The sequence below is a fragment of the Pseudomonas sp. NFIX10 genome, from assembly GCF_900111955.1.
Lineage (GTDB): Bacteria > Pseudomonadota > Gammaproteobacteria > Pseudomonadales > Pseudomonadaceae > Aquipseudomonas > Aquipseudomonas fluorescens_AA.
The window spans coordinates 131,432-153,690 of the sequence record NZ_FOKH01000013.1 but is presented as its reverse complement, the minus strand read 5'-3'; the positions used below and the strand labels follow the sequence as shown (position 1 = coordinate 153,690).

Sequence of the window (22,259 nt, the reverse complement as noted above, 5' to 3'; positions counted from 1 at the left end):
GGGTGAAGCTGTCTTCATATTCCAGCCGCACACAAAACCTTTGGCTCCTACCAACCCCGCCCTGAATTCACCCAGAAATTCACCGACAACGACGTCGACACCGACTCCACCTGATGGAACCAGCCTTCCGGCAAAAACAGCAAATCCCCAGCCTCCAGCGTCACGCGCATGAAGGTCACGTCCCGGGCGTGGGGGAAGCGTTGGTAGTCCGGCGCGTCGGGGTTGAAATCGCAGCCGTCCAGCCCGCCCTGGGGGGCCGTGGACCAGGTGCCCAGGGCTTCGCGGTGGTGAGGCGCGGCGAGGGTGAAGATTTTCTGGCCCCAGACTTGGGCGAACAGATTGTCGGTGTCGTCGCGGTGCAGCGGCGTCAGGGTGCCCTTGGGGCCGATCCAGATGCGCGGTGGGATGAACAGCGACGGGTCGAAGTAGGGCGGAAGCTTGATCTGCTCCATCAGCCGCGCCGGCAGGATGTTGTTGCCCATGTAGGCCGGTGGTTCGCCGTCGGTGCCCTTGGCCGCCGGGCTGTCGAGGGAGGCGATGAAGTCGGCCATGGACGTGGAGCGAAAGTCCCGCTCGGTGGAGAAGGTTTTCTTCACGTAGTCGCCGTGGCGGGTGATGCCTTGCAGTTCGGCAAAATGCACCAGGGATTCTTCGCGGCTGAGCTTGAACAACGGCCAGTCCTGCAAGGCGTCGCTGATGACCAGCGGAATGCCGTGGGGCAGGTACTGGGCGCGAAATTCCTGCACCGATAGCCCGCTGCGAGGCCGCCGTTGCACGCTGCGTTGGGTCGGCAGGCTGGCGGTGAGCTTTTCGCTGAAGCGCGGCGGGGTGGGGTAGCGCTTGTTCATGTCAACCTTTTCCACCACGCCACCGCCATGCCGGGCATGGTCGATGATCTGCGGCAGCAACGTCGCCAGGCCCATGTTGCCGCCGATCTTCAGGCGACCGCTGGCGAACAGTTCTTCCACGTTGGCCATGCCGGCCATGATCCCGAGGAAGTCCTTCTCCGCCACCTCGATGGTGACGTCGGGGCGGGTGTGGCGGCCAGCCTCGGTGCGGCTGCTGGCCTTGACCTCGGACCAGTACGCCTGGTGCGGGCCGAACACGAATTGAAAGACGCCTTCGATACCAACGGCGCCGGCATTGGCGAACAGCTTGCCCAGGATGGTTTGCAGGTCCACGGCGGTCACTCTTGCGGGTTTTTGGTCTTAGCAGGTAACGAGGGCCCGGAGCAGAAATTTAGGCCCTCGTCGCTGCGTCACCGACCTTCGCCCTAGCGCGTCGCGACCATGAACACCCGGGGAAACGGCAGCAGCACGGTCCCATCGTCCAGGGCTGGATAAGCCTGCTCGATCGCCTTGAGATAGCGCGCCAGGTACTGCTCGCGTTGCGTCTCGTCCAGCGGCTCGAGAAACGGCCGCAAGCCGCTGCCCTTGAACCATTCCACCACGCCTGGGGCGCCACCGGCCAAGGGGTGATGGTAGGTGGTGCGCCACACATCGACGCGGCTGCAGTGGGGCTTGAGGATCGAGTAATAAGTGCTGGGATCCTTCACCTCGGTACGCGAATCCGCCGCCCCGGCCAGTTGGCTGGCCCAGGGGCCGTTGGTGGCGATTTCCCGCATCAAACGGTGGGAGGGCTGCTGCAGGTTGTCGGGCATCTGGATCGCCAGGCTGCCACCGGCGGCGAGTTTGCCGATCAGCGAGGGCAGCAGGGTGGCGTGGTCGGGCAGCCATTGCAGCACTGCGTTGGCGAAGATTACGTCGAACGGCCCGGGTTCATCCCAGTGGCCGATGTCCGCGGTGTCGAACGCCACGGCGGGCAAGCGTTTGCGTGCGGCGTCGACCATGTCGCTGGAACTGTCCAGGCCGCGCACCGTGGCGCCGCTGAAATGTTCCACCAACAGTTCGGTGGAATTGCCCGGGCCACAGCCCAGGTCGATCACCGAACGGGCCTGCGTGGGGGGGATGGCGGCGAGCAGGTCCCGGGACGGACGGGTACGTTCCTGTTCGAAGGTGACGTATTGCTTGGCGGACCAGGCCATGGCGTTCTCCTGTGGGTTGGAGTGAGTCGAGGTCGCCAGTATAAGGTCGGACGGGGAAGATGGAGCGAACGTAACGGTTTTGACTAATTCTGTAGGTTACGATTTCGTTATCTTCCCTACACAACCGATCGGAGAAAACCGCAGTGACCCAACTGACCCTGCTGTGCCTGCCTTATTCCGGCGCCAGCGCGATGGTGTACAGCCGCTGGCGGCGCAAGTTGCCGCAATGGCTGCATGTGCAACCGGTGGAGCTGCCAGGACGCGGGGCGCGCTTCGACGAGCCGCTGTACACCGACATGGGCCCGTTGGCGATGCAACTGGCGCAGGAGCTGTACCCGACGCTCCAGGCCCCGTACGCCTTGTTCGGCCACAGCCTGGGCGCGCTGCTGGCCTGCGAGATCGCCCATGCCCTGCGTGAGCTCGGCTGTCCGGAACCGGTGGCGCTGTTTGCCTCCGGCACCGCGGCGCCGACGATGCGGGCCGACTACGACCGCGGTTTCGCCAAGGCGAAAACCGACGCTGAGTTGATCGAGCAACTGCGCACCCTCAACGGCACGAGCGAGGAGATTCTGGCCAATGAAGAGCTGATGGCCCTGACCCTGCCGATCCTGCGGGCCGACTTTTTGTTGTGCGGACGTTTCCAGCCGCGGCAACGGCCACTGCTCGACTGCCCGGTGCATGTGTTCGGCGGCACGACCGACAAGGCCACCACGGAGCAACTGATGGGCTGGCGCCAGGAAACCACGGGCAGCTTCTCAGTGGACATGCTGGCGGGCGGGCACTTCTTCATTCACGAGCACGAGGCCAAGGTCTTGCGGCTGATCAAGGATCAGTTGAGCGTGCATCATCGGCGGCATGGGTTGGCCATCAGCGCCTGATTGGATTCCCAGCTCATTCAAATGCCTTCCCCACATTGGCTGGGGTGATCCATCCCCGGTGGGAGCGAGCTTGCTCGCGATGGCGTCGTGTCAGTCAGCGAACAGCAGGCTGACCCAGCGCTATCGCGAGCAAGCTCGCTCCCACCTGAGGGGCCGCATCATTCTCGAAATCTTCGTCCTGCCCCCTTCCTGACACAAATTCCCAAACGCTAATTTTTCCGGCTTGCATTCGTTTCATAGGGACGACTTGCCTTTGTGCCTTGTGCCCACTGATTCCGGATACCCCAGAAATGAATGCTGAAGACGCCTTGAAACTTGCTCGCCGGTTTATCGGGTTGCCCCTGGAAAAGCGCCGGATGTTCCTGGCCGCGTTGGACAAGGAGGGCGTGGAGTTCAGCGGTTTTCCCATTCCCCGGGGTGTCGAGGCCGAGGATCGCCAGGCGTTGTCCTATGCCCAGCAGCGCATGTGGTTTCTCTGGCAACTGGAGCCGGGCAGCGGCGCCTACAACCTGCCGGGCGCGGTGCGGCTCAAGGGCGCGTTGAGCCTGCCGGCCCTGGAGCAGGCTTTCGCCAGCCTGGTGGCGCGGCATGAAACCCTGCGCACGGTGTTCCAGCGCCAGGCCGATGACCGTCTCCTGCAGGTGCCGGCCAGCGCGCCACTGGTGATCGACCACGCAGACTTCAGTGCCATGCCGGCCGGCGAGCGCGAGCAGGCGGTCCGCCTGGCCGCCGAGGCCCAATCGATGCAGCCCTTCGACTTGTCCAACGGCCCGTTGCTGCGGGTTGAATTGCTCAAGCTCGATGAGCAGGAACACGTGCTGCTGCTGACCCTGCACCACATCGTCTCCGATGGCTGGTCCATGAACGTGTTGATCGATGAGTTCATCCGTTTCTACGACGCCCATGAGGCAGGCGTTGCTCCGCAGTTGGCCGACTTGCCGATCCAGTACAGCGACTACGCCCTATGGCAACGGCGTTGGCTGGAGGCCGGTGAGCTGCAGCGGCAACTCGACTACTGGCAGGCGCAACTGGGCGACGAGCATCCGGTGTTGGAACTGCCTCTCGACTACCCACGCCCGGTGCTGCCGAGCTATCGCGGTCGCCGCCTGGAGCATGTGGTGGAGGCCGCGCTGGTCGAGCAACTGCGCGGCGTGGCCCGGCAACAGGGGGTCACCTTGTTCATGCTGTTGCTGGGTACCTTCAGTGTCCTGCTGCACCGTTACACCGGACAAGACGACCTGCGGGTCGGGGTCCCGGTCGCCAACCGCAACCGCCAGGAAATCGAAGGGCTGATCGGTTTCTTCGTCAACACCCAAGTGTTGCGGGTGCAACTGGATGGCCAGGCCCGCCTTGGCGACCTGTTGCGTGACATCAAGGAAACCGCCCTCGGTGCCCAGGCTCACCAGGACCTGCCTTTCGAACGACTGGTCGAGGCGCTGAAGCTTGAGCGCAGCCTGAGCTACAACCCACTGTTCCAGGTGATGTACAACCACCAGCCGGAAGTGGCCGACGTCACCACGCTGAAAGTCGGTAGCGGTCTGGAGCTGGGTGTCATCGAATGGGAATCGCGCAGTACCCAGTTCGACTTGAGCCTGGACACCTACGAAAAGGGCGGGCAATTGCATGCCGCGTTCACCTACGCCAGTGACTTGTTCAACCCCGAAACCATCGAGCGCATGGCCCGGCACTGGACGCTGCTGTTGCGCAACATCATCGCCGACCCGCAGCGGCGCGTCGGCGAACTCGCGTTGCTGGCGCCGGCTGAATACCGGCAGTTGGTGACTGAGTGGGGGCGCCACGACACGACCTGGCCGAGCGAGCGCCCGGTGCACGAACTGTTCGAGGCGCAAGCTGAACACGGCCCGGACGCCATCGCCTTGATCTGCGATGGACAACGATTGACCTATGGCCAGCTCAACGCCCAATCCAATCGCCTGGCGCGCACGTTGGTGGCGGCCGGTGTCGGTCCTGATGTGCTGGTGGGCATTGCTGTCGACCGCAGCCTGGAACTGGTGGTCGCCATCCTTGCCGTGCTCAAGGCTAGCGGTGCGTACGTGCCGCTGGACCCTCAGTACCCGGTTGATCGCCTGCGGTTCATGATTCAAGACAGCGCCAGTCGCCTGCTCCTGACCCAAAGCCATTGGCTTGAACGCCTGCCTGTGCCCGATGGCGTGCGTTGCTTGTGCCTGGATCAGAGCCAGTCTTGGGAAGACGCCGAGGCCAGCAATCTGCAGCGCCAGGTGTGGGCCGACAGCCTGGCCTACGTGATGTTCACCTCCGGCTCGACCGGGCGCCCGAAAGGCGTCGGCATCAGCCACGGCGCGCTGAGCAAGCATGCGTTTGCCTCGCAGCACTATTACGGCTTGAGCAGCGCCGACTGCGTGCTGCAATTCGCCACGTTCAACTTCGATGCCTTTGGCGAGCAGCTGTTCGGCCCGCTGACCTGCGGTGCCTCGGTGGTGCTGCGCGGCAATGAGGTGTGGGACAGCGAAACCCTGTACCGCCACATCGTCGAGCAGGGCATCACGGTCATGGACTTGACCACCGCCTACTGGAACATGATCGCCAAGGAGTTCGCCGCTGCCGGCCCGCGTGACTACGCGGCGCTGCGCCAGGTGCACAGCGGTGGCGAGGCGATGCCGCCCGAAGGCGTGCAGGCCTGGCGTCGGGCCGGGCTCGAGCAGGTCAAGTTGCTCAACACCTACGGTCCGACCGAAGCCACGGTCACCGCCACCACCCTTGATTGCAGCGACTACGTCTTCAATCGCCGGCCGCTGCCGCTGACCTTGCCCATTGGCCAACCGCTTCCAGGCCGGCATACCTATCTGCTCGATGGGCACCTCGAGCCCACGCCGGTGGGCGTGGTCGGCGAGTTGCTGATTGGCGGCGAGCTGCTGGCGCGCGGTTACTTCCAGCGTCCGGGCTTGACCGCCGAACGGTTCATTCCTGATCCGTTTTCCACCACTGGCGCGCGCCTGTATCGCACCGGCGACCTGACACGCTTCAACACCTTGGGCCAGATCGAATACGTCGGTCGCGTTGACCATCAAGTGAAGATCCGCGGCTTGCGCATCGAGCTGGGCGAAGTCGAAGCGCGCCTGCTGGAACTGGACGCGGTAAATGAGGCGGTCGTACTGGCGGTGCAGGGCGGCAGCAGCCTGCAACTGGTGGGCTACGTGGTGCCCAAGGATGCATCGCTGGTGTCGGCCACGGCCGAGGAGCAGGGCACTGCGCGGGAAACCCTGAAGGCGCAACTCAAGGACCACCTGCCGGATTACATGGTGCCGACCCAGCTGCTGTTCCTCGCGCAGTTGCCGCTGAGCCCCAACGGTAAGCTCGACCGCAAAGCCTTGCCTTCAGCCGATGCCAGCCAGCTGCAGCAGGCCTTTATCGCGCCCCGCAGTGAGCTGGAACGCGGCATCGCGGCCATTTGGCAGGACGTGCTCAAGCTTGAACAGGTCGGTCTGACCGACAACTTTTTCGAGCTGGGCGGCGACTCAATCATCTCGATCCAGGTGGTCAGCCGCTCGCGCCAGGCCGGGATCCATTTCACCCCCCGTGACCTGTTCCAGCATCAAACCGTACAAGGCCTGGCGAGCGTCGCGCAGCAGGGCGGCAGTGGCTTGCAGATCGATCAAGGGCCGGTCAGCGGCGAGCTGCCATTGCTGCCCATCCAGCAGGTGTTTTTCGAGGACGCCATTGCCCAGCGTCATCACTGGAACCAGGCTGTCCTGTTGCGCAGCCACCTGCCGTTGCAGGCGCCAGCGCTGATGCAGGCCCTCAACGCCTTAGTGGCGCATCACGATGCCTTGCGTTCGCGCTTCACCGAAACCCCGACGGGCTGGCGTGCCGACGTGGCACCAGTGGCGATCGACTCCGAGCTGCTGTGGACCGCGGATAACCTGAGCGCCGCTGAGCTGCAAGACCTCTGTGCCAAGGCCCAGCGCAGCCTGGATTTGCAAAAGGGCCCGCTGCTGCGTGCAATACTGGCGAACATGGCCGATGGCAGCCAGCGTCTGTTACTGGCCGTGCACCACCTGGCCGTGGACGGCGTGTCGTGGCGCATCCTGCTGGAAGACTTGCAACGGGCTTATCAACAGACCAGCGCCGGAGCCGCCCTCCAGTTGCCGGCCAAGACCAGCGCCTACAAGGCCTGGGGCGAGCATCTGCAGGTCTACGCCAGCACTGAAACGCTGCGCACCGAATTGACCTTCTGGCAGCAAAAACTACGAGGCGCCGTGGTGGATTTGCCCTGGGACAACCCCCAAGGCAGCCGGCAAAGCCGATACGCAAAAGTGCTGCACAGCCGACTCGACAAAACCCTCACCCAGCAACTGCTGCAACAGGCGCCCGCGGCGTATCGCACCCAGGTCAACGACCTGCTGCTGACCGCCCTGGCGCGGGTGATCTGCCGCTGGACCGGCCACGCCGACGCCCTGATCCAACTGGAAGGCCATGGCCGCGAAGAGCTGTTCAGCGACGTCGATCTGACCCGCACGGTCGGCTGGTTCACCAGCCTGTTCCCGGTGCGGCTGACTCCTGCCGATAGCGTGGGCGCCGCGATCAAGCAGATCAAGGAGCAGCTGCGGGCGATCCCGAACAAGGGCATAGGTTTTGGTGTGCTGCGCTACCTGGGCGACGACGCGGCACAAGCCTGTCTCAAGGCCTTGCCATTGCCGTGCATCACCTTCAATTACCTCGGTCAGTTCGACGGCAGTTTCGATGCCAGCGAGGGCGCGCTGTTCAGCCCGGCGGGCGAAAGCGCCGGGCTCGAGCAGAGCCTCGATGCGCCGCTGGACAACGGGCTGGGCATCGAGGGCCAGGTCTATGACGGCGAGCTCGATTTGCGTTGGACGTTCAGCACTGAGCAATTCAACGAGGCGACCATCGCCCGTCTGGCCGATGACTATGCCCGCGAACTGGAAGCGCTGATCGACCATTGTTGCCAGGCCGATGCCATGGGCGTCACGCCGTCGGATTTCCCGCTGGCGCGTATCACCCAGGCGCAGTTGGACGCGATCCCATTGCCGGCTGCCGCTATCGAGGACATTTACCCGCTGTCGCCGATGCAGCAGGGCATGTTGTTCCACACCTTGTACGAGCAGGGCACCGGCACCTACATCAACCAGTTATGCGTGGATGTCGATGGCCTCGACCCCGAACGTTTCCGTGCCGCGTGGCAGGCGACCCTGGACGCCCACGAGATCCTGCGCAGCGGCTTCATCTGGCAGGGTGAGTTGCAGGAGCAGTTGCAGGTCATCCATCGCCGCCTGGCGCTGCCTTACACCTTGCTCGATTGGCGCGGGCGCAATGATGTTGCCCAGGCCCTCAAGGATTTCACCGCCGCCGACCTGGCCAAGGGCTTCGACCTGACTCAGGCCGGACTGCTGCGGGTCACGCTGATTCAGCTGAGCGATGAGCGTCATCACCTGATTTTCACCAACCATCACATCCTGATGGACGGCTGGAGCAGCGCGCAGATGCTTGGCGAAGTGCTGCAACGCTACGCCGGTCAACAGCCGCCGCGTCCGGTCAGCCGCTACGCCGATTACATCCAATGGTTGCAGCGCCAGGACACAGCCCTCAGCGAAACGTTCTGGCTGGGGCAACTGGCCGATCTCCAGGAGCCGACGCTGCTCGCAAACGCCGCCGCGGCGAGTGCTGAAGTGCGCAGCGAAAGCGCTCACGCGCTCAGGCATTACACGCTGGATGCGCCGCGCACGGGCCGTCTCAATGCATTCGCCCGCCAGCAGAAAGTCACCGTCAACACCCTGGTGCAAGCGGCGTGGTTGCTGCTGTTGCAGCGTTATACCGGTAGCGATTGCGTGGCGTTCGGCACCACCGTGGCCGGGCGACCGGCAGAACTGGTTGGCATCGAACAACAGGTCGGCCTGTTCATCAACACCTTGCCGGTGATCGCAGGTTCGCGTCCGGACCAGACGGTCGCCGCCTGGTTGGCCGCCGTGCAAGCCCGGAACCTGAGCTTGCGCGAGTTCGAGCACACACCGCTGGCAAACATCCAGCGCTGGGCCGGGCAGGGCGGGGGAGCGCTGTTCGACAGCCTGCTGGTGTTCGAAAACTTCCCGATTTCCGCGGCATTGCAACGTGGCACCGCCCAAGGCGTGGTGTTCGGAGAGGTCGCCAACCAGGATCAGACGCACTACCCGCTGACCCTGGGCGTGACCTTGGGCGAGACGCTGGCGCTGCACATGAGTTTTGACCGGGCGCATTTCAGCGTCGCGACTATCGAGCGCTTGAGTGCGCAATTGCTGCACCTGTTGGAACGGTTTGCCGACTCCGCCGAGCGTCGTCTCGGTGAGATCGCCCTGGCCAGCGATGAGGAACATAAGGCGCAACAGGCTGCCAACCACCCGCAACCATACCCGACCGACATCGCCGTGCATCAACGCATCGCCCATTTGGCGGCGCTGAAACCGCACGGCACAGCGGTGATTTTCGATGGCCAGCGCTTCAGCTATGGCGACATCGACCGCCGGGCCAACCAATTGGCCCATACACTGATCGCCCGTGGCATGGGCCCGGAAACTCGCGTCGGCGTGGCCCTGCCGCGCAGCGAAGGGGTGATCGTCGCGCTGCTGGCGGTGCTCAAGGCCGGCGCTGCCTACGTGCCCCTGGACACCAGCTACCCCCGCGAACGCCTTGCCTATCTGATCGAGGATTCGGGGCTGGCGCTGTTGCTCACCGATTCCCGGGTGTCGGCGCAGCTGCCCCTGGAACGTGCCGCACAGGTGCTGGAACTCGATCGCCTGGACCTGAGCCTGCAACCCATCCATGCACCTGCGATCGAGGTCGATCCACAGAACCTGGCGTACGTGATCTACACCTCTGGCTCCACCGGCAACCCCAAGGGCGTGAGCGTGGCCCATGGGCCGCTGGCGATGCACTGCCAAGCCATCGGTGAGCGTTATGAAATGCGCGACAGTGATTGCGAATTCCATTTCATGTCCTTCGCCTTCGACGGCGCCCACGAACGTTGGCTCACCAGCCTGACCCACGGCGCGTCGCTGCTGATTCGCGACGACAGCCTGTGGACCCCGGAGCAAACCTACAACGCGATGCGTGAGCACGGCGTGACCGTGGTGGCGTTCCCGCCGGTGTACCTGCAACAACTGGCCGAACACGCCGAGCGCGAAGGCAACCCGCCCAGGGTGCGCATCTATTGCTTCGGCGGCGATGCAGTGCCCAACGCCAGTTTCGAACGGGTCAAGCGCGCCCTCGATCCGGACTTCATCATCAACGGCTACGGCCCGACCGAAACCGTGGTCACGCCGCTGATCTGGAAGGCCGGTCGTGACGTGACGTGCGGCGCCGCGTATGCGCCCATCGGCAGCCGCATCGGCGACCGCAGCGCCTACGTGCTGGATGCTGACTTGAACCTGCTGCCCCAAGGCATGGCCGGCGAGTTGTACCTGGGCGGCAGCGGCCTGGCCCGGGGCTACCTGAACCGCCCGGGACTGACGGCCGAGCGGTTTGTCGCTGATCCGTTCAGCGCGGAAGGCGGCTTGCTGTACCGCACCGGCGACCTGGTGCGCCAACGCGCCGACGGCACCTTCGATTACCTGGACCGTATCGACAACCAAGTGAAGATCCGCGGTTTCCGCATCGAACTGGGCGAAGTCGAGGCCAGCCTGCAAGCCCTGGATGGCGTGCGCGAAACGGTCGTCGTGGCTCAAGAAGGCCCGGCTGGTAGCGGCAAACGCCTGGTGGCCTATGTGGTGGCCGATGAGTCGGCGGCCCCGCGTGAGGCGTTCGCCGAGCACCTGCGCGAGCAGCTCAAGGCGACCCTGCCGGCGCACATGGTACCGGCCTATCTGCTGCTGCTTGAACGCTTGCCGCTGACCCCCAACGGCAAGCTCGACCGCAAGAACCTGCCCAAGCCCGACGTCAGCCAGTTGCAGCAAACCTACGTGGCGCCGCGCAGCCCGCTGGAGCAGCAACTGGCGACCATCTGGCAGGACGTGCTCAAGCTTGGGCAAGTCGGCCTGCAGGACAATTTTTTCGAACTGGGGGGCGATTCCATCGTCTCGATCCAGGTGGTCAGTCGCGCCCGGCTAGCCGGTATCCAGTTCACGCCGAAGGATCTGTTCCAGCACCAGACCATCGAGGCCCTGGCCGCCGTGGCGCAGACCGGCGCTCCGCTGCAAGTGATCGACCAGCAACCCGTGACCGGCGAAACCGCACTGCTGCCGATTCATCAATGGTTCTTCGCCCAGCCGATTCCCGACCGCCATCACTGGAACCAATCGGTGATGCTCAAGCCGACGCAGGCGCTGGATGCGCAGGCGTTGGAGCAAGCCTTGGGCGCGCTGATCGAGCACCACGACAGCTTGCGCCTGGACTTTATCGAGGAGGGCGAAGGCTGGACCGCGCGTTATCGTGACGTCGAGGCGCAGGCCGCTGGCACGCTGCTGTGGCAGGCCGACGTCGCCGATCTCGCTGAGCTGGAAGTGCTGGGCAACCGGGCCCAGCGCAGCCTGCAACTGGACGGCGGCCCGCTGCTGCGCGCGCTGCTGGCGAACCTCGCCGATGGCACGCAGCGGTTGTTGCTGATCGTGCATCACTTGGTGGTGGACGGGGTGTCCTGGCGGATTCTGTTCGAAGACCTGCAAAGCGCTTATCGGCAGATGCTCGCGGGCACGGCGGTGCAACTGCCGGCCAAGACCAGTGCGGTCAAAGCCTGGGCCGCCGCGTTGCAGGACTACGCGGCCAGCGCACCCTTGCAGGCCGAACTGGGCTTTTGGCAGCAACAGTTGCAAGGCGCTTCGGCGGGGTTGCCGTGGGATAATCCCCAGGGCGGGCAGCAACACAGCCAAGCCGTGACGATCCGCTCGGCACTGGATAAAACCCTCACCCGGCAACTGTTGCAGCAGGCCCCGGCGGCCTACCGCACCCAGGTCAACGACCTGCTGCTGACCGCACTGGCGCGGGTGATGGTGCGTTGGACCGGGGACGACAGCGTGTGGGTGCAACTCGAAGGCCACGGCCGTGAAGATCTGTTCGACCACGTCGACCTGAGCCGTACCGTCGGCTGGTTCACCAGCCTGTTCCCCGCGAAGCTGACCCCGGCTGCCGATCTCGGCGCCTCGCTCAAGCAGATCAAGGAGCAACTGCGCGCGATTCCCAACAAGGGCATTGGATTCGGCGCCTTGGCGCACCTGGGCGATGACTCTGCGCGCCAAACCCTGCAAGCCTTGCCGAAACCGCAACTGACCTTCAACTACCTCGGCCAGTTTGACGGCAGCTTCGATGGGGCCGACGAGGCCTTGTTCGTGCCGACCACCGAGCGCGGCGGCGAAGAAGTGAACCTGCAAGGCCCGCTGGGCAGCCCGCTGGCCCTCGACGGCCAAGTGTTTGGCGGCGAGCTGGACTTGAGCTGGACCTTCAGCGGCGACAGGTTCGACGCCGCGACCATCCAGCGCCTGGCCGATGACTATGTACAGGAACTCACCGCGCTCATCGCCCATTGCTGCGACAGCGACAGCCGTGGCGTGACGCCGTCGGATTTCCCCCTGGCGCGGCTGACCCAGGTGCAGCTGGACACCCTGGTCCCACACCCCCAGGCCATCGACGACATCTACCCGCTGTCGCCGATGCAACAGGGCATGCTGTTTCATTCCTTGCTCGGCCACGGCAGTGGCGATTACATCAACCAGATGCGCCTCGACGTGGAGGGCGTCGATCCCCAGCGTTTCCGCGCCGCCTGGCAGGCGGTGGTCGATGCCCATGACATTCTGCGTACCGGGTTCTTCTGGCAGGGCGACCTGGAGCAGCCGGTGCAAATCGTCCAGCGTCAGGTCGAGGTGCCGTTCCGTGTGCTCGACTGGAACGGGCGGACGGAGATCGACGACGCCTTGCAAACCCTCGCCGATGAAGAACGGGCCCAAGGTGTGGACCTGACCCAGGCGCCGTTGATGCGCCTGGTGCTGGTGCGCACCGGCACGGATCGGCATCACCTGATCTACACCAACCATCACATCCTGATGGATGGCTGGAGCAGCGCGCAGTTGCTCGGCGAAGTGTTGCAGCATTACCGCGGCGACAGCGTGGCACGCCCGACTGGCCGTTATCGCGATTACATCGCCTGGCTGCAACGCCAGGACGCGAGCCTCGGCGAAGGATTCTGGACGCAACAGCTGCGCACGCTGGATGAGCCGGTGCGCCTGGCCCAGGTGTTTGCGCGCCCGGCACAGGACGTCCCGGCAACGCTGTACGGCCATCACCGCATGCAGTTGGATGGGATGCAGACCCGACGCCTGGCCGAGTTCGCCCGCGAGGCCAAAGTCACCGTCAACACCCTGGTGCAAGCGGCCTGGCTGTTGCTGTTGCAACGCTACACCGGCAAGGCCAGTGTGGCGTTCGGCGCGACGGTGGCGGGACGGCCGGCGGACCTGGTGGGCGTCGAGGGCCAGATCGGCCTGTTCATCAACACCTTGCCGGTCATTGCCAGCCCGCGTCCGGAACAGGACCTGGGCGACTGGCTGCACAGCGTCCAGGCGCAGAACCTGGCCTTGCGCGAGTTCGAGCACACGGCGCTGTTCGACATCCAGCGCTGGGCCGGCCTGGGCGGCGAAGCCTTGTTCGACAACATCCTGGTATTCGAGAACTACCCGATTTCCGAAGCCTTGGCACACGGTGCGCCTGAGGGCTTGCGTTTCGGTGCCGTGGACAACCTGGAACAGACCAACTACCCGCTGACCCTGCTGGTCAGCCTCGGTGCCGAGCTGGCGGTGCAGTTCAGCTACCAGTGCGCGCGTTTCACCGAGGCCTCGGTCGAGCAGATCGGCGTGCACCTGCGACGCTTGCTGCTGCAAATGATCGACGCCGGGCAACGGCCCCTGGGCGAACTGAGCGTGCTCGACGAGCGCGAAACCCGCCAGCACGTGCAGGATTGGAACGCCACCGCGGCGGAATATCCCCAGGCGCGCTGCGTCCATCGGCTGTTCGAGGCCCAGGCCCGGCAAACGCCGGTTGCCACGGCGCTGGTGTTCGCCGATCAGGTGCTGAGCTATGCCGAACTCGATGTCCGGGCCAACCGCCTGGCCCATCGCTTGATCGAACAGGGCGTGGGGCCCGATCGGTTGGTCGGTGTGGCGCTGGAGCGTGGCGTGGACATGATTGTCGCCTTGCTGGCGATCCTCAAGGCCGGTGGCGCCTACCTGCCGCTGGACCCGGCGTTCCCCCAGGATCGGCTGGCCTACATGATCGAAGACAGCGGCATCGAGCTGCTGCTGACCCAACGTTCGCTGCTCGACCAGCTACCGCTGTCCGGTGGGAGCGAGCTTGCTCGCGATGGCGGTGGTTCAGTCAATAGTGATGTTGAAGGTGAGAGCCTCATCGCGAGCAAGCTCGCTCCCACAGGGGGCGGGGTTGGCGTTAAGACATTGGTGCTGGATCAGGAGGGTGACTGGCTCGACGGTTATGCCGGCGAGGCGCCGGCGCCGCGCTTGGATGCGGAGCACCTGGCCTACGCCATCTACACCTCGGGTTCCACCGGCAAGCCCAAGGGCGTGATGGTGCGTCATGGGGCGCTGGTGAATTTTGTCGCCAGCATGGCCCGTGAACCGGGCATTGCCGCCCGTGATCGGGTGCTGTCGCTGACCACGTTCTCGTTCGACATCTTCGGCCTGGAACTCTACGGCGCACTATTGAGCGGTGCCTGCGTGGTGCTGGTGGACAAGCAGAGTACCCACGACCCCGAGGCGCTGCTCGAGACCATCGACCGGCAACAGGTCAGCGTGGTCCAGGCCACGCCCTCGACCTGGCGCATGTTGCTCGACCATCCGGCGTCCGGTTTGTTGGCCGGGCGCAAATGCCTGTGCGGTGGCGAGGCGTTGGCCGAGGACCTGGCCGAGCGGTTGCTCGATGTCGCTGGAGAGGTCTGGAATCTGTATGGCCCGACCGAAACCACCATCTGGTCGGCGGCCTACCGCTTGACTCAAGAGCAATGCGTGCCGTACCTCGGCCGACCGATCGCCAACACGTCGCTGTACATCGTCGGCGATCACTTCGCGCCGAACCCGGTCGGGCTGATCGGCGAACTGTTGATTGGCGGCGACGGCCTGGCCCGGGGGTACCACGACCGCGCGGCGCTGACCGCCGAGCGATTCCTGCCGGATCCGTTCGGCAACGGCGCGCGGGTGTACCGCACCGGTGACCTGGCGCGCCAGCGTGGCGACGGCGTGATCGAGTACATCGGTCGGGTCGACCATCAGGTGAAGATCCGCGGCTTCCGCATCGAGCTGGGGGAAATCGAAGCCTGCCTGCTGGCACAGGAAGCGATCCGCGAAGCCGTGGTGGTGCCGCAACCCGGGCCGGGCGGCCTGCAGTTGGTGGCGTACCTGGTGGCCACCGATCCAGAGACTGCCGAACCCACGGCCCTGCGCGAAGCCCTCAAGGCGCAGCTCGCGCCCTTGCTGCCCGACTACATGATGCCGGCGCACTGGCTGCTGCTCGAACGCTTGCCGTTGACCCCCAACGGCAAGCTCGACCGCAAGGCCCTGCCGCTGCCGGACGCCCAGCAACTGCTGCGTGCCTACGTGGCGCCACAGGGCGCGCTCGAACAGGGCATCGCCGACATCTGGCAAGACGTGCTCAAGCTCGAACGGGTAGGGCGCGACGACAACTTCTTTGAACTGGGTGGGCATTCCCTGCTGGCGACGCAAGCGACGGCGCGCCTGCAAATGGAACAGGGCGCCGCGGTGCCCCTGGACTTGCTGTTCAGCACCACGTCCCTGGCCGACTACGCCGCACAACTGGCGGCCCACCTGACCCCTCACTCCAGCGCAGACCTGAGTGAGATGCATGACTTCCTGGCAGACCTGGAGACCCTTTGAATGACTCAGCTCGATAACCTGTCTCTGGTTCAGCGTTTCATCCGTTTACCGCTCGCCCAACGGCAAGCGTTCCTGCACAAGCTGCACAGCAAAAACATGAGCCTGGCGACGTTGCCGATCCCGGCGATGCGCGACGAGTTCGAGACCCTCGACCTGTCCTACGCCCAGGAGCGCCAGTGGTTCCTCTGGCAACTGGACCGCCACAGCGCCGCCTACCATGTGCCGACGGCGCTGCGCCTGCGCGGTGCCCTCGACCTGCCCGCGCTGCAACGCAGCTTCGACGCCTTGCTGGCCCGTCACGACGTGTTGCGCACGGTGTTCGTCGACAGCGCGCAAGGGCCCCGACAAGTGGTGCAGGCGCGTTTGAGCCTGGCGATCGAGCCGGTGGTGGTGTTGGATGAGTCCGCGCTCACAGCCCTGATCGATGAGGAAATCGCCGGGCTGTTCGACCTGCAACAAGGGCCACTGCTGCGGGTCAAGCTGCTGCAACTGGCAGCGGATGACCATGTGCTGGTGCTGACCCAGCACCACATCATTTGCGATGGCGCGTCCGCTCGGATCATGGTCAACGACCTGGTCCAGCTCTACGCCGCCCACCGCAGCGGTCAGGCGCCGACCCTGGCAGCCTTGCCGATCCAATACGCCGACTATGCAATCTGGCAGCGCAAATGGATGGAGGCCGGCGAGCTGGAGCGGCAACTGGCCTACTGGACCGAACGGCTGGGCGATGGCGGCGAAGTCCTGCCGTTGTCGACGGACCGCCCGCGCCCGGCGGTGCAGAGCCATCGCGGCGCACGCCTGGACCTGCGCTTCGACGCCGGGCTGACCCAGGGCCTGAAGCACTTGGCCCAGCGCGAAGCCTCGACGCTGTTCATGGTCTTGCTGGCGTCGTTCCAGGCCTTGTTGCACCGCTACAGCGGCCAGTCGGACATCCGCGTCGGTGTACCGGTCGCCAACCGCAACCGCCCGGAAACCGAAGGCCTGATCGGCTTTTTCGTCAACACCCAGGTGCTCAATGCCCAGGTGCGGGGTGACCTGCCTTTCGAGCAATTGCTGGCCCAGGTCAAGCAGGCTTCGCTGGGGGCGCAAGCCCATCAAGACCTGCCGTTCGAGCAGTTGGTGCAGGCACTGGCGCCGCAGCGACAGGCGAGCCACAGCCCGCTGTTCCAGGTGATGTTCAACCACCAGAGCAGCGGCGCGGCACAAGCCCTGCAACTGCCGGGGTTGCAGGTCGAGAGCCTGGATTGGCGTTCACACACCGCCCAGTTCGACTTGACCCTCGACACCCACGAGACCGACGGTGAGCTGGCCGCGTCCCTGAGCTACGCCACCGACCTGTTCGACGCCAGCACCGTGCAACACATGGCCGAACACTGGCTGAACCTGCTGCACGGCATCGTCGCCGATCCCCGGCAACGCATCGGTGAACTGCCGCTGCTGACGGCCGCCGAGCAACAGCAACACATCGGCCAATGGAACCCGGCACCGCGTAGCTTCCCGGGCGAGGCGTGTCTGCATCAGCGCATCGCCGAGCAGGCGCGTTTGCGGCCTGACGCCATCGCCTTGCGTTGCAACGCCCAAACCCTGACCTATGGTGCTCTCAATGCCCAGGCCAACCGCCGTGCCCATCAGTTGATCGCCCACGGCGTCGGCCCGGATGTGCTGGTGGGATTGGCCGCCGAGCGCGGTTTCGACATGCTGGTGGGCCTGCTGGCGATCCTCAAGGCCGGCGGTGCCTATGTGCCGCTGGACCCGACTTATCCCCAGGATCGCTTGGCCTACATGATGCAGGACAGCGGCATCCGCTTGCTGCTGACCCAAGCGGCCCTGGTCGATCAATTGCCGGTGCCGGACGGCGTGCAGACACTGCTGTTGGACGCCGACGTGAGCGCCTTTGCCGACAGCGATCCATTGGTGGCGATGGATGCGTCGAACCTCGCCTACGTGATCTACACCTCCGGTTCCACCGGTAACCCCAAGGGCACCTTGCTGCCGCACCACAACGTGCTGCGCCTGTTCGAGGCCACCGAGCCGTGGTTCAACTTTGGCGCGGAAGATGTCTGGAGCCTGTTCCATTCCTACGCGTTCGACTTCTCAGTGTGGGAAATTTTTGGTGCGCTGCTCCACGGCGGCGAGCTGTTGATCGTGCCCTTCGACGTCAGCCGTTCACCGCAGCAGTTCCACGAACTGCTCTGTGAGGCCGGGGTGACGGTGCTCAACCAGACGCCGTCGGCCTTCAAGCAGTTGATGCACGAAGCCTGCGCCGATGACCGGGGCAACACCCTGCGCTACGTGGTGTTCGGCGGCGAGGCGCTGGACGTCAAGGCCCTGCGCCCGTGGTTCGACAAGTACGGCGACGCGGCTCCGCAATTGATCAACATGTACGGCATCACCGAAACCACCGTGCACGTGACCTACCGGCCGCTGTCGCTGGCAGACCTGGAACAGGACGCCAGCAGCCCAATTGGCGAGCCGATTGCCGACCTGTCGTGGTACTTGCTGGACGGCGACCTCAACCCCGTGCCGAAAGGCTGCGTCGGTGAACTGTACGTCGGTCGCGCCGGCCTGGCCCGGGGTTACCTGAACCGTGGCGATCTCACTGCGTTGCGGTTTATTCCCGATCCGTTCGGCGATAGCGGTGCACGCTTGTACCGCACCGGCGACCTGGCGCAGTACCGCAGCGATGGCGTGATCGAGTACGTCGGCCGCATCGACCACCAAGTGAAAATCCGCGGGTTCCGCATTGAGTTGGGCGAGATCGAAGCGCGCCTGAACGCCCTGGCGGCGGTGCGTGAAGCGCTGGTGTTGGCCCAGGAAGGGCCGAGCGGCCAGCAACTGGTGGGCTATGTGATCCCGGCAGATCCCCACGAGGAGCAAGCCGGTTTGCGTGACCGGATCAAGGCCCAGCTCAAGGCCGATCTGCCGGACTACATGGTGCCGACGCACTTGCTGTTCCTCGAACAATGGCCACTGACCGCCAACGGCAAGCTCGACCGCAAGGCCTTGCCGACCGCCGACGCCAGCCAGGTCCAGCAGGACTACGTGGCACCGCGAAGTGAACTGGAACAACAGATCGCGGCGATCTGGCAAGACGTGCTCAAGGTGGAGCGGGTCGGCTTGCGCGATAACTTCTTCGAGCTGGGCGGCGACTCGATTGTCTCCATCCAGGTGGTCAGCCGCGCCCGTCAGGCGGGCATCCGCTTTACCCCCAAGGACTTGTTCCAGCACCAGACCGTACAGACTCTGGCGAGCGTCGCCCAGACCGGTGGGCAGGCGCCGGGCATCGATCAGGCGCCGAGCCAAGGGTCCACGCCGCTGTTGCCGATCCAGCAGGCGTTTTTCGCCGAGGCGATTCCTGAGCGTCACCACTACAACCAGTCGGTGTTGCTGAAACCGGCCAGCCCGTTGCAAGCGTCCGTGGTGGAGCAGGCCTTGCAGGCGTTGGTGCTGCACCACGACGCCTTGCGTTTGTCCTTCAATGAAACCGCCGCAGGTTGGCGCGCCGAGCACCGTGAGGTGGCGGCGCAACAACAGGCTTGGGCGGGCAAGGGTTTGCTGTGGCAGCGTGAGGTGGCCGATGCCAGCGCGCTGGAAACCCTCGCCAATCAGGCCCAGCGCAGCCTCGACCTGTACGCCGGGCCGCTGTTGCGCGGCGTCCTGGCGACATTGGCCGATGGCAGCCAGCGCCTGTTGCTGGTGGTTCATCACCTGGCGGTGGATGGCGTGTCGTGGCGGATTCTGTTCGACGACCTGCAAACCGCCTACCAGCAACTGCTCGCCGGCCAAGCGCTGCAACTGCCGGCCAAGACCAGTTCGGTCAAGGTGTTTGCCGAGCAGTTGCAGGCCCATGCGCGCAGCGCGCAATTGCAGCAGCAATTGGCCTACTGGCAAGGGCAACTGCACGACGCGCCGACCGACCTACCGTGTCTCGACCCCGAGGCGATCGGGAAAAACCGCGAGGCCGTCACCGTTCACACGCGACTGGATGCGCATTTGACCCGGCAGTTGCTGCAAGAGGCGCCAGCGGCCTATCGCACCCAGGTCAACGACCTGCTGCTCACGGCCCTGGCCCGGGTGATCTGCCGCTGGACCGGCCACGACAGCCTGTTGCTCCAGCTCGAAGGCCATGGCCGCGAAGAGCTGTTTGCCAATGTCGACCTGACGCGCACGGTGGGGTGGTTCACCAGCCTGTTCCCGGTCCGGTTGTCGCCAGCGGTGGAACTGGCGGACTCGATCAAGTCGATCAAGCAAGGGCTGCGGACGATTCCCGACAAAGGCGTGGGCTTCGGTGCCCTGCGTTACCTGGGCGACGACGCCAGTCGGGCGGCCCTGGAGGCGTTGCCGGTGCCGCGCATTACCTTCAACTACCTCGGCCAGTTCGACGGCAGTTTCGATCAGGCCCAAGGCGCCTTGTTCAGCCCGGCCAGCGAAAGCGCCGGTGACGAGCAAAGCCCGCTGACCACCCTGGGCAATTGGCTGACGCTCAACGGCCAGGTGTTCGATGGCGCGCTGCGGTTGGGCTGGACGTTCAGTGCGCAACAGTTCGAACCGACGACTATCCAGGGCTTGGCCGATGACTATGCCCGTGAGCTGGCGCTGTTGATCGCCCATTGCTGCGACCCGACGAGCCAGGGCATGACGCCGGCGGATTTCCCCCTGGCCGGCCTGACCCAGGCACAACTCGATGGCCTGGCGCTGTCGGCGCGCGGGGTGGAAGACCTTTACCCACTGGCGCCGATGCAGCAGGGTATGTTGTTCCACAGCCTGTACGAAGCGGGCAGCGGCCAGTACATCAACCAGATGTGCCTGGACATCGAAGGCCTCGACCCACGGCGTTTCGAGGCGGCCTGGCAAGCGGCGGTCGATGGCCATGACAGCCTGCGCAGCAGTTTTATCTGGCAGGGCAGCGAGCGCCCGGTGCAAGTGGTGCATAAGCAAGTGCGCGTGCCGTTCACCTCGCTGGACTGGAGCACCCGCGCCGATGTCGGCCAGGCCCTGGCCGAACTGGCGGACGCCGAGCGCGAGCAGGGTTTCGACCTGGCCTGCGCACCGTTGCTGCGCCTGGTGCTGGTGCGTACCGCTGAGCAGCGATATCACCTGATCTACACCCATCACCACATCCTGATGGACGGCTGGAGCAACTCGCAGTTGCTCGGCGAGGTGCTGCAACGCTACGACGGCCAGGCCCTGCCACGCCAGACCGGGCGGTATCGGGACTACATCGCCTGGCTGCAAGGCCGCGACGCCCAGGCCAGCGAAACCTTCTGGCTGGCGCAATTGCACAGCCTGGAGGCGCCGACCCGTCTGGCCGAGACCCGTGTCGCGCCGCTGCAATCGGCATTGGAAAGCAGCCACGCCAACCACTATCACGACCTGACGCCCCAGCAGACCCAACGCCTGAGCGAGTTCGCCCGCCAGCAGAAAGTCACCCTCAACACCGTCGTCCAGGCGACCTGGCTGTTGCTGCTGCAGCACTACACCGGGCACGCCACCGTGGCCTTCGGCGCCACCGTGTCGGGACGTCCGAGCGAGCTCAAGGGGGTTGAGCAGCAGATCGGCCTGTTCATCAACACCTTACCGGTGATCGCCAGCCCGCGCCCGGAGCAAGCGCTGAGCGCGCTGCTGCAACAGATCCAGGGCCAGAACGTGGCCTTGCGCGAGCACGAGCACACGCCGCTGTTCGAAATCCAGCGCTGGGCCGGGCAGGGCGGTGACGGTTTGTTCGACACCTTGCTGGTGTTCGAAAACTACCCCGTGTCCCAAGCCCTGCAAGAGCAGGCGCCCTCGGGCTTGAGCTTCGGCAGCGTGGCCAGCCAGGAACAGACTAATTTCCCGTTGACCCTGGCCGTCAATCTAACTGACATCCTGAGCCTGCACTTCACCTATGCCCATGCTGCTTTCCCTACACACACCGTCGAGCGCCTGGCTGAGCAGGTGGCACACGTGCTCGCGCAGATGGTGAGCCTGCCGGCCGACGGTCGTGTGGGCGACATCCAACTGCTGGATGCGGTGACCCGCGACAGGCTGCTGCACGACTGGAACGCCACCTCGGTGGTGGAGCCGCCTCGGCGCCCGGTCCATCAATGGATCGAGGCCCAGGCCCGAAGCACCCCCGACGCAGTCGCCCTGGTCAGCGAGCAGGAGACGCTCACCTACGCCCAGCTCAATACCCGGGCCAATCGCCTGGCCCATGGCTTGATCGAACGCGGCATCGGCCCCGACGTGCTGGTGGGCCTGGCGCTGTCGCGCAGCGTGCAGATGGTGATCGGCTTGCTGGCGGTGCTCAAGGCCGGCGGCGCCTACGTGCCACTGGACCCGGCCTATCCCCGGGATCGCCTGGCGTACATGGTCGAGGACAGCGGCATCGCCTTGCTGCTCACCGAGACCGATGTGCTGCCGCTGTTCGGCGACGCTGCCGTGGCCGCGCTGCTGTTGGATCAGCCCGGGCAATGGCTGGCCGGTTATAGCGAGCGCGACCCTGGC

General features: G+C 65.0%; 5 protein-coding genes (1 of these 5 cut by a window edge). 3 read left to right on the top strand and 2 right to left on the bottom strand.

The window, feature by feature from the left end; genetic code table 11:
* Nucleotides 1-47: 47 nt before the first annotated feature.
* Nucleotides 48-1,181 (bottom strand): cupin-like domain-containing protein, encoded by a 1,134-nt coding sequence (locus BM321_RS14515; RefSeq protein WP_092442941.1) that lies wholly within the window; start codon nucleotides 1,179-1,181, stop codon nucleotides 48-50.
* Nucleotides 1,182-1,273: 92 nt separating this feature from the next.
* Nucleotides 1,274-2,044: a trans-aconitate 2-methyltransferase gene (tam, locus tag BM321_RS14510; RefSeq protein ID WP_092442940.1), complete on the bottom strand. Its 771-nt coding sequence runs from the start codon at nucleotides 2,042-2,044 to the stop codon at nucleotides 1,274-1,276.
* Between the two features lie 143 nt (nucleotides 2,045-2,187).
* On the opposite strand from tam, the gene BM321_RS14505 reads away from it, so the two are divergent.
* From BM321_RS14505 to BM321_RS14495, 3 genes are all read left to right on the top strand, one after another.
* Nucleotides 2,188-2,922: a thioesterase II family protein gene (locus BM321_RS14505; RefSeq protein ID WP_092442939.1), complete on the top strand. Its 735-nt coding sequence runs from the start codon at nucleotides 2,188-2,190 to the stop codon at nucleotides 2,920-2,922.
* Between the two features lie 290 nt (nucleotides 2,923-3,212).
* Nucleotides 3,213-15,776 (top strand): non-ribosomal peptide synthetase, encoded by a 12,564-nt coding sequence (locus BM321_RS14500; protein ID WP_092442938.1) that lies wholly within the window; start codon nucleotides 3,213-3,215, stop codon nucleotides 15,774-15,776.
* On the top strand, nucleotides 15,777-22,259 hold the 5' portion of the coding sequence (locus tag BM321_RS14495) for a non-ribosomal peptide synthetase (RefSeq protein WP_092442937.1). The gene runs 1,419 nt beyond the window's last position; the window shows 6,483 of its 7,902 coding nt (coding positions 1-6,483); the start codon lies at nucleotides 15,777-15,779; the stop codon falls past the right edge of the window.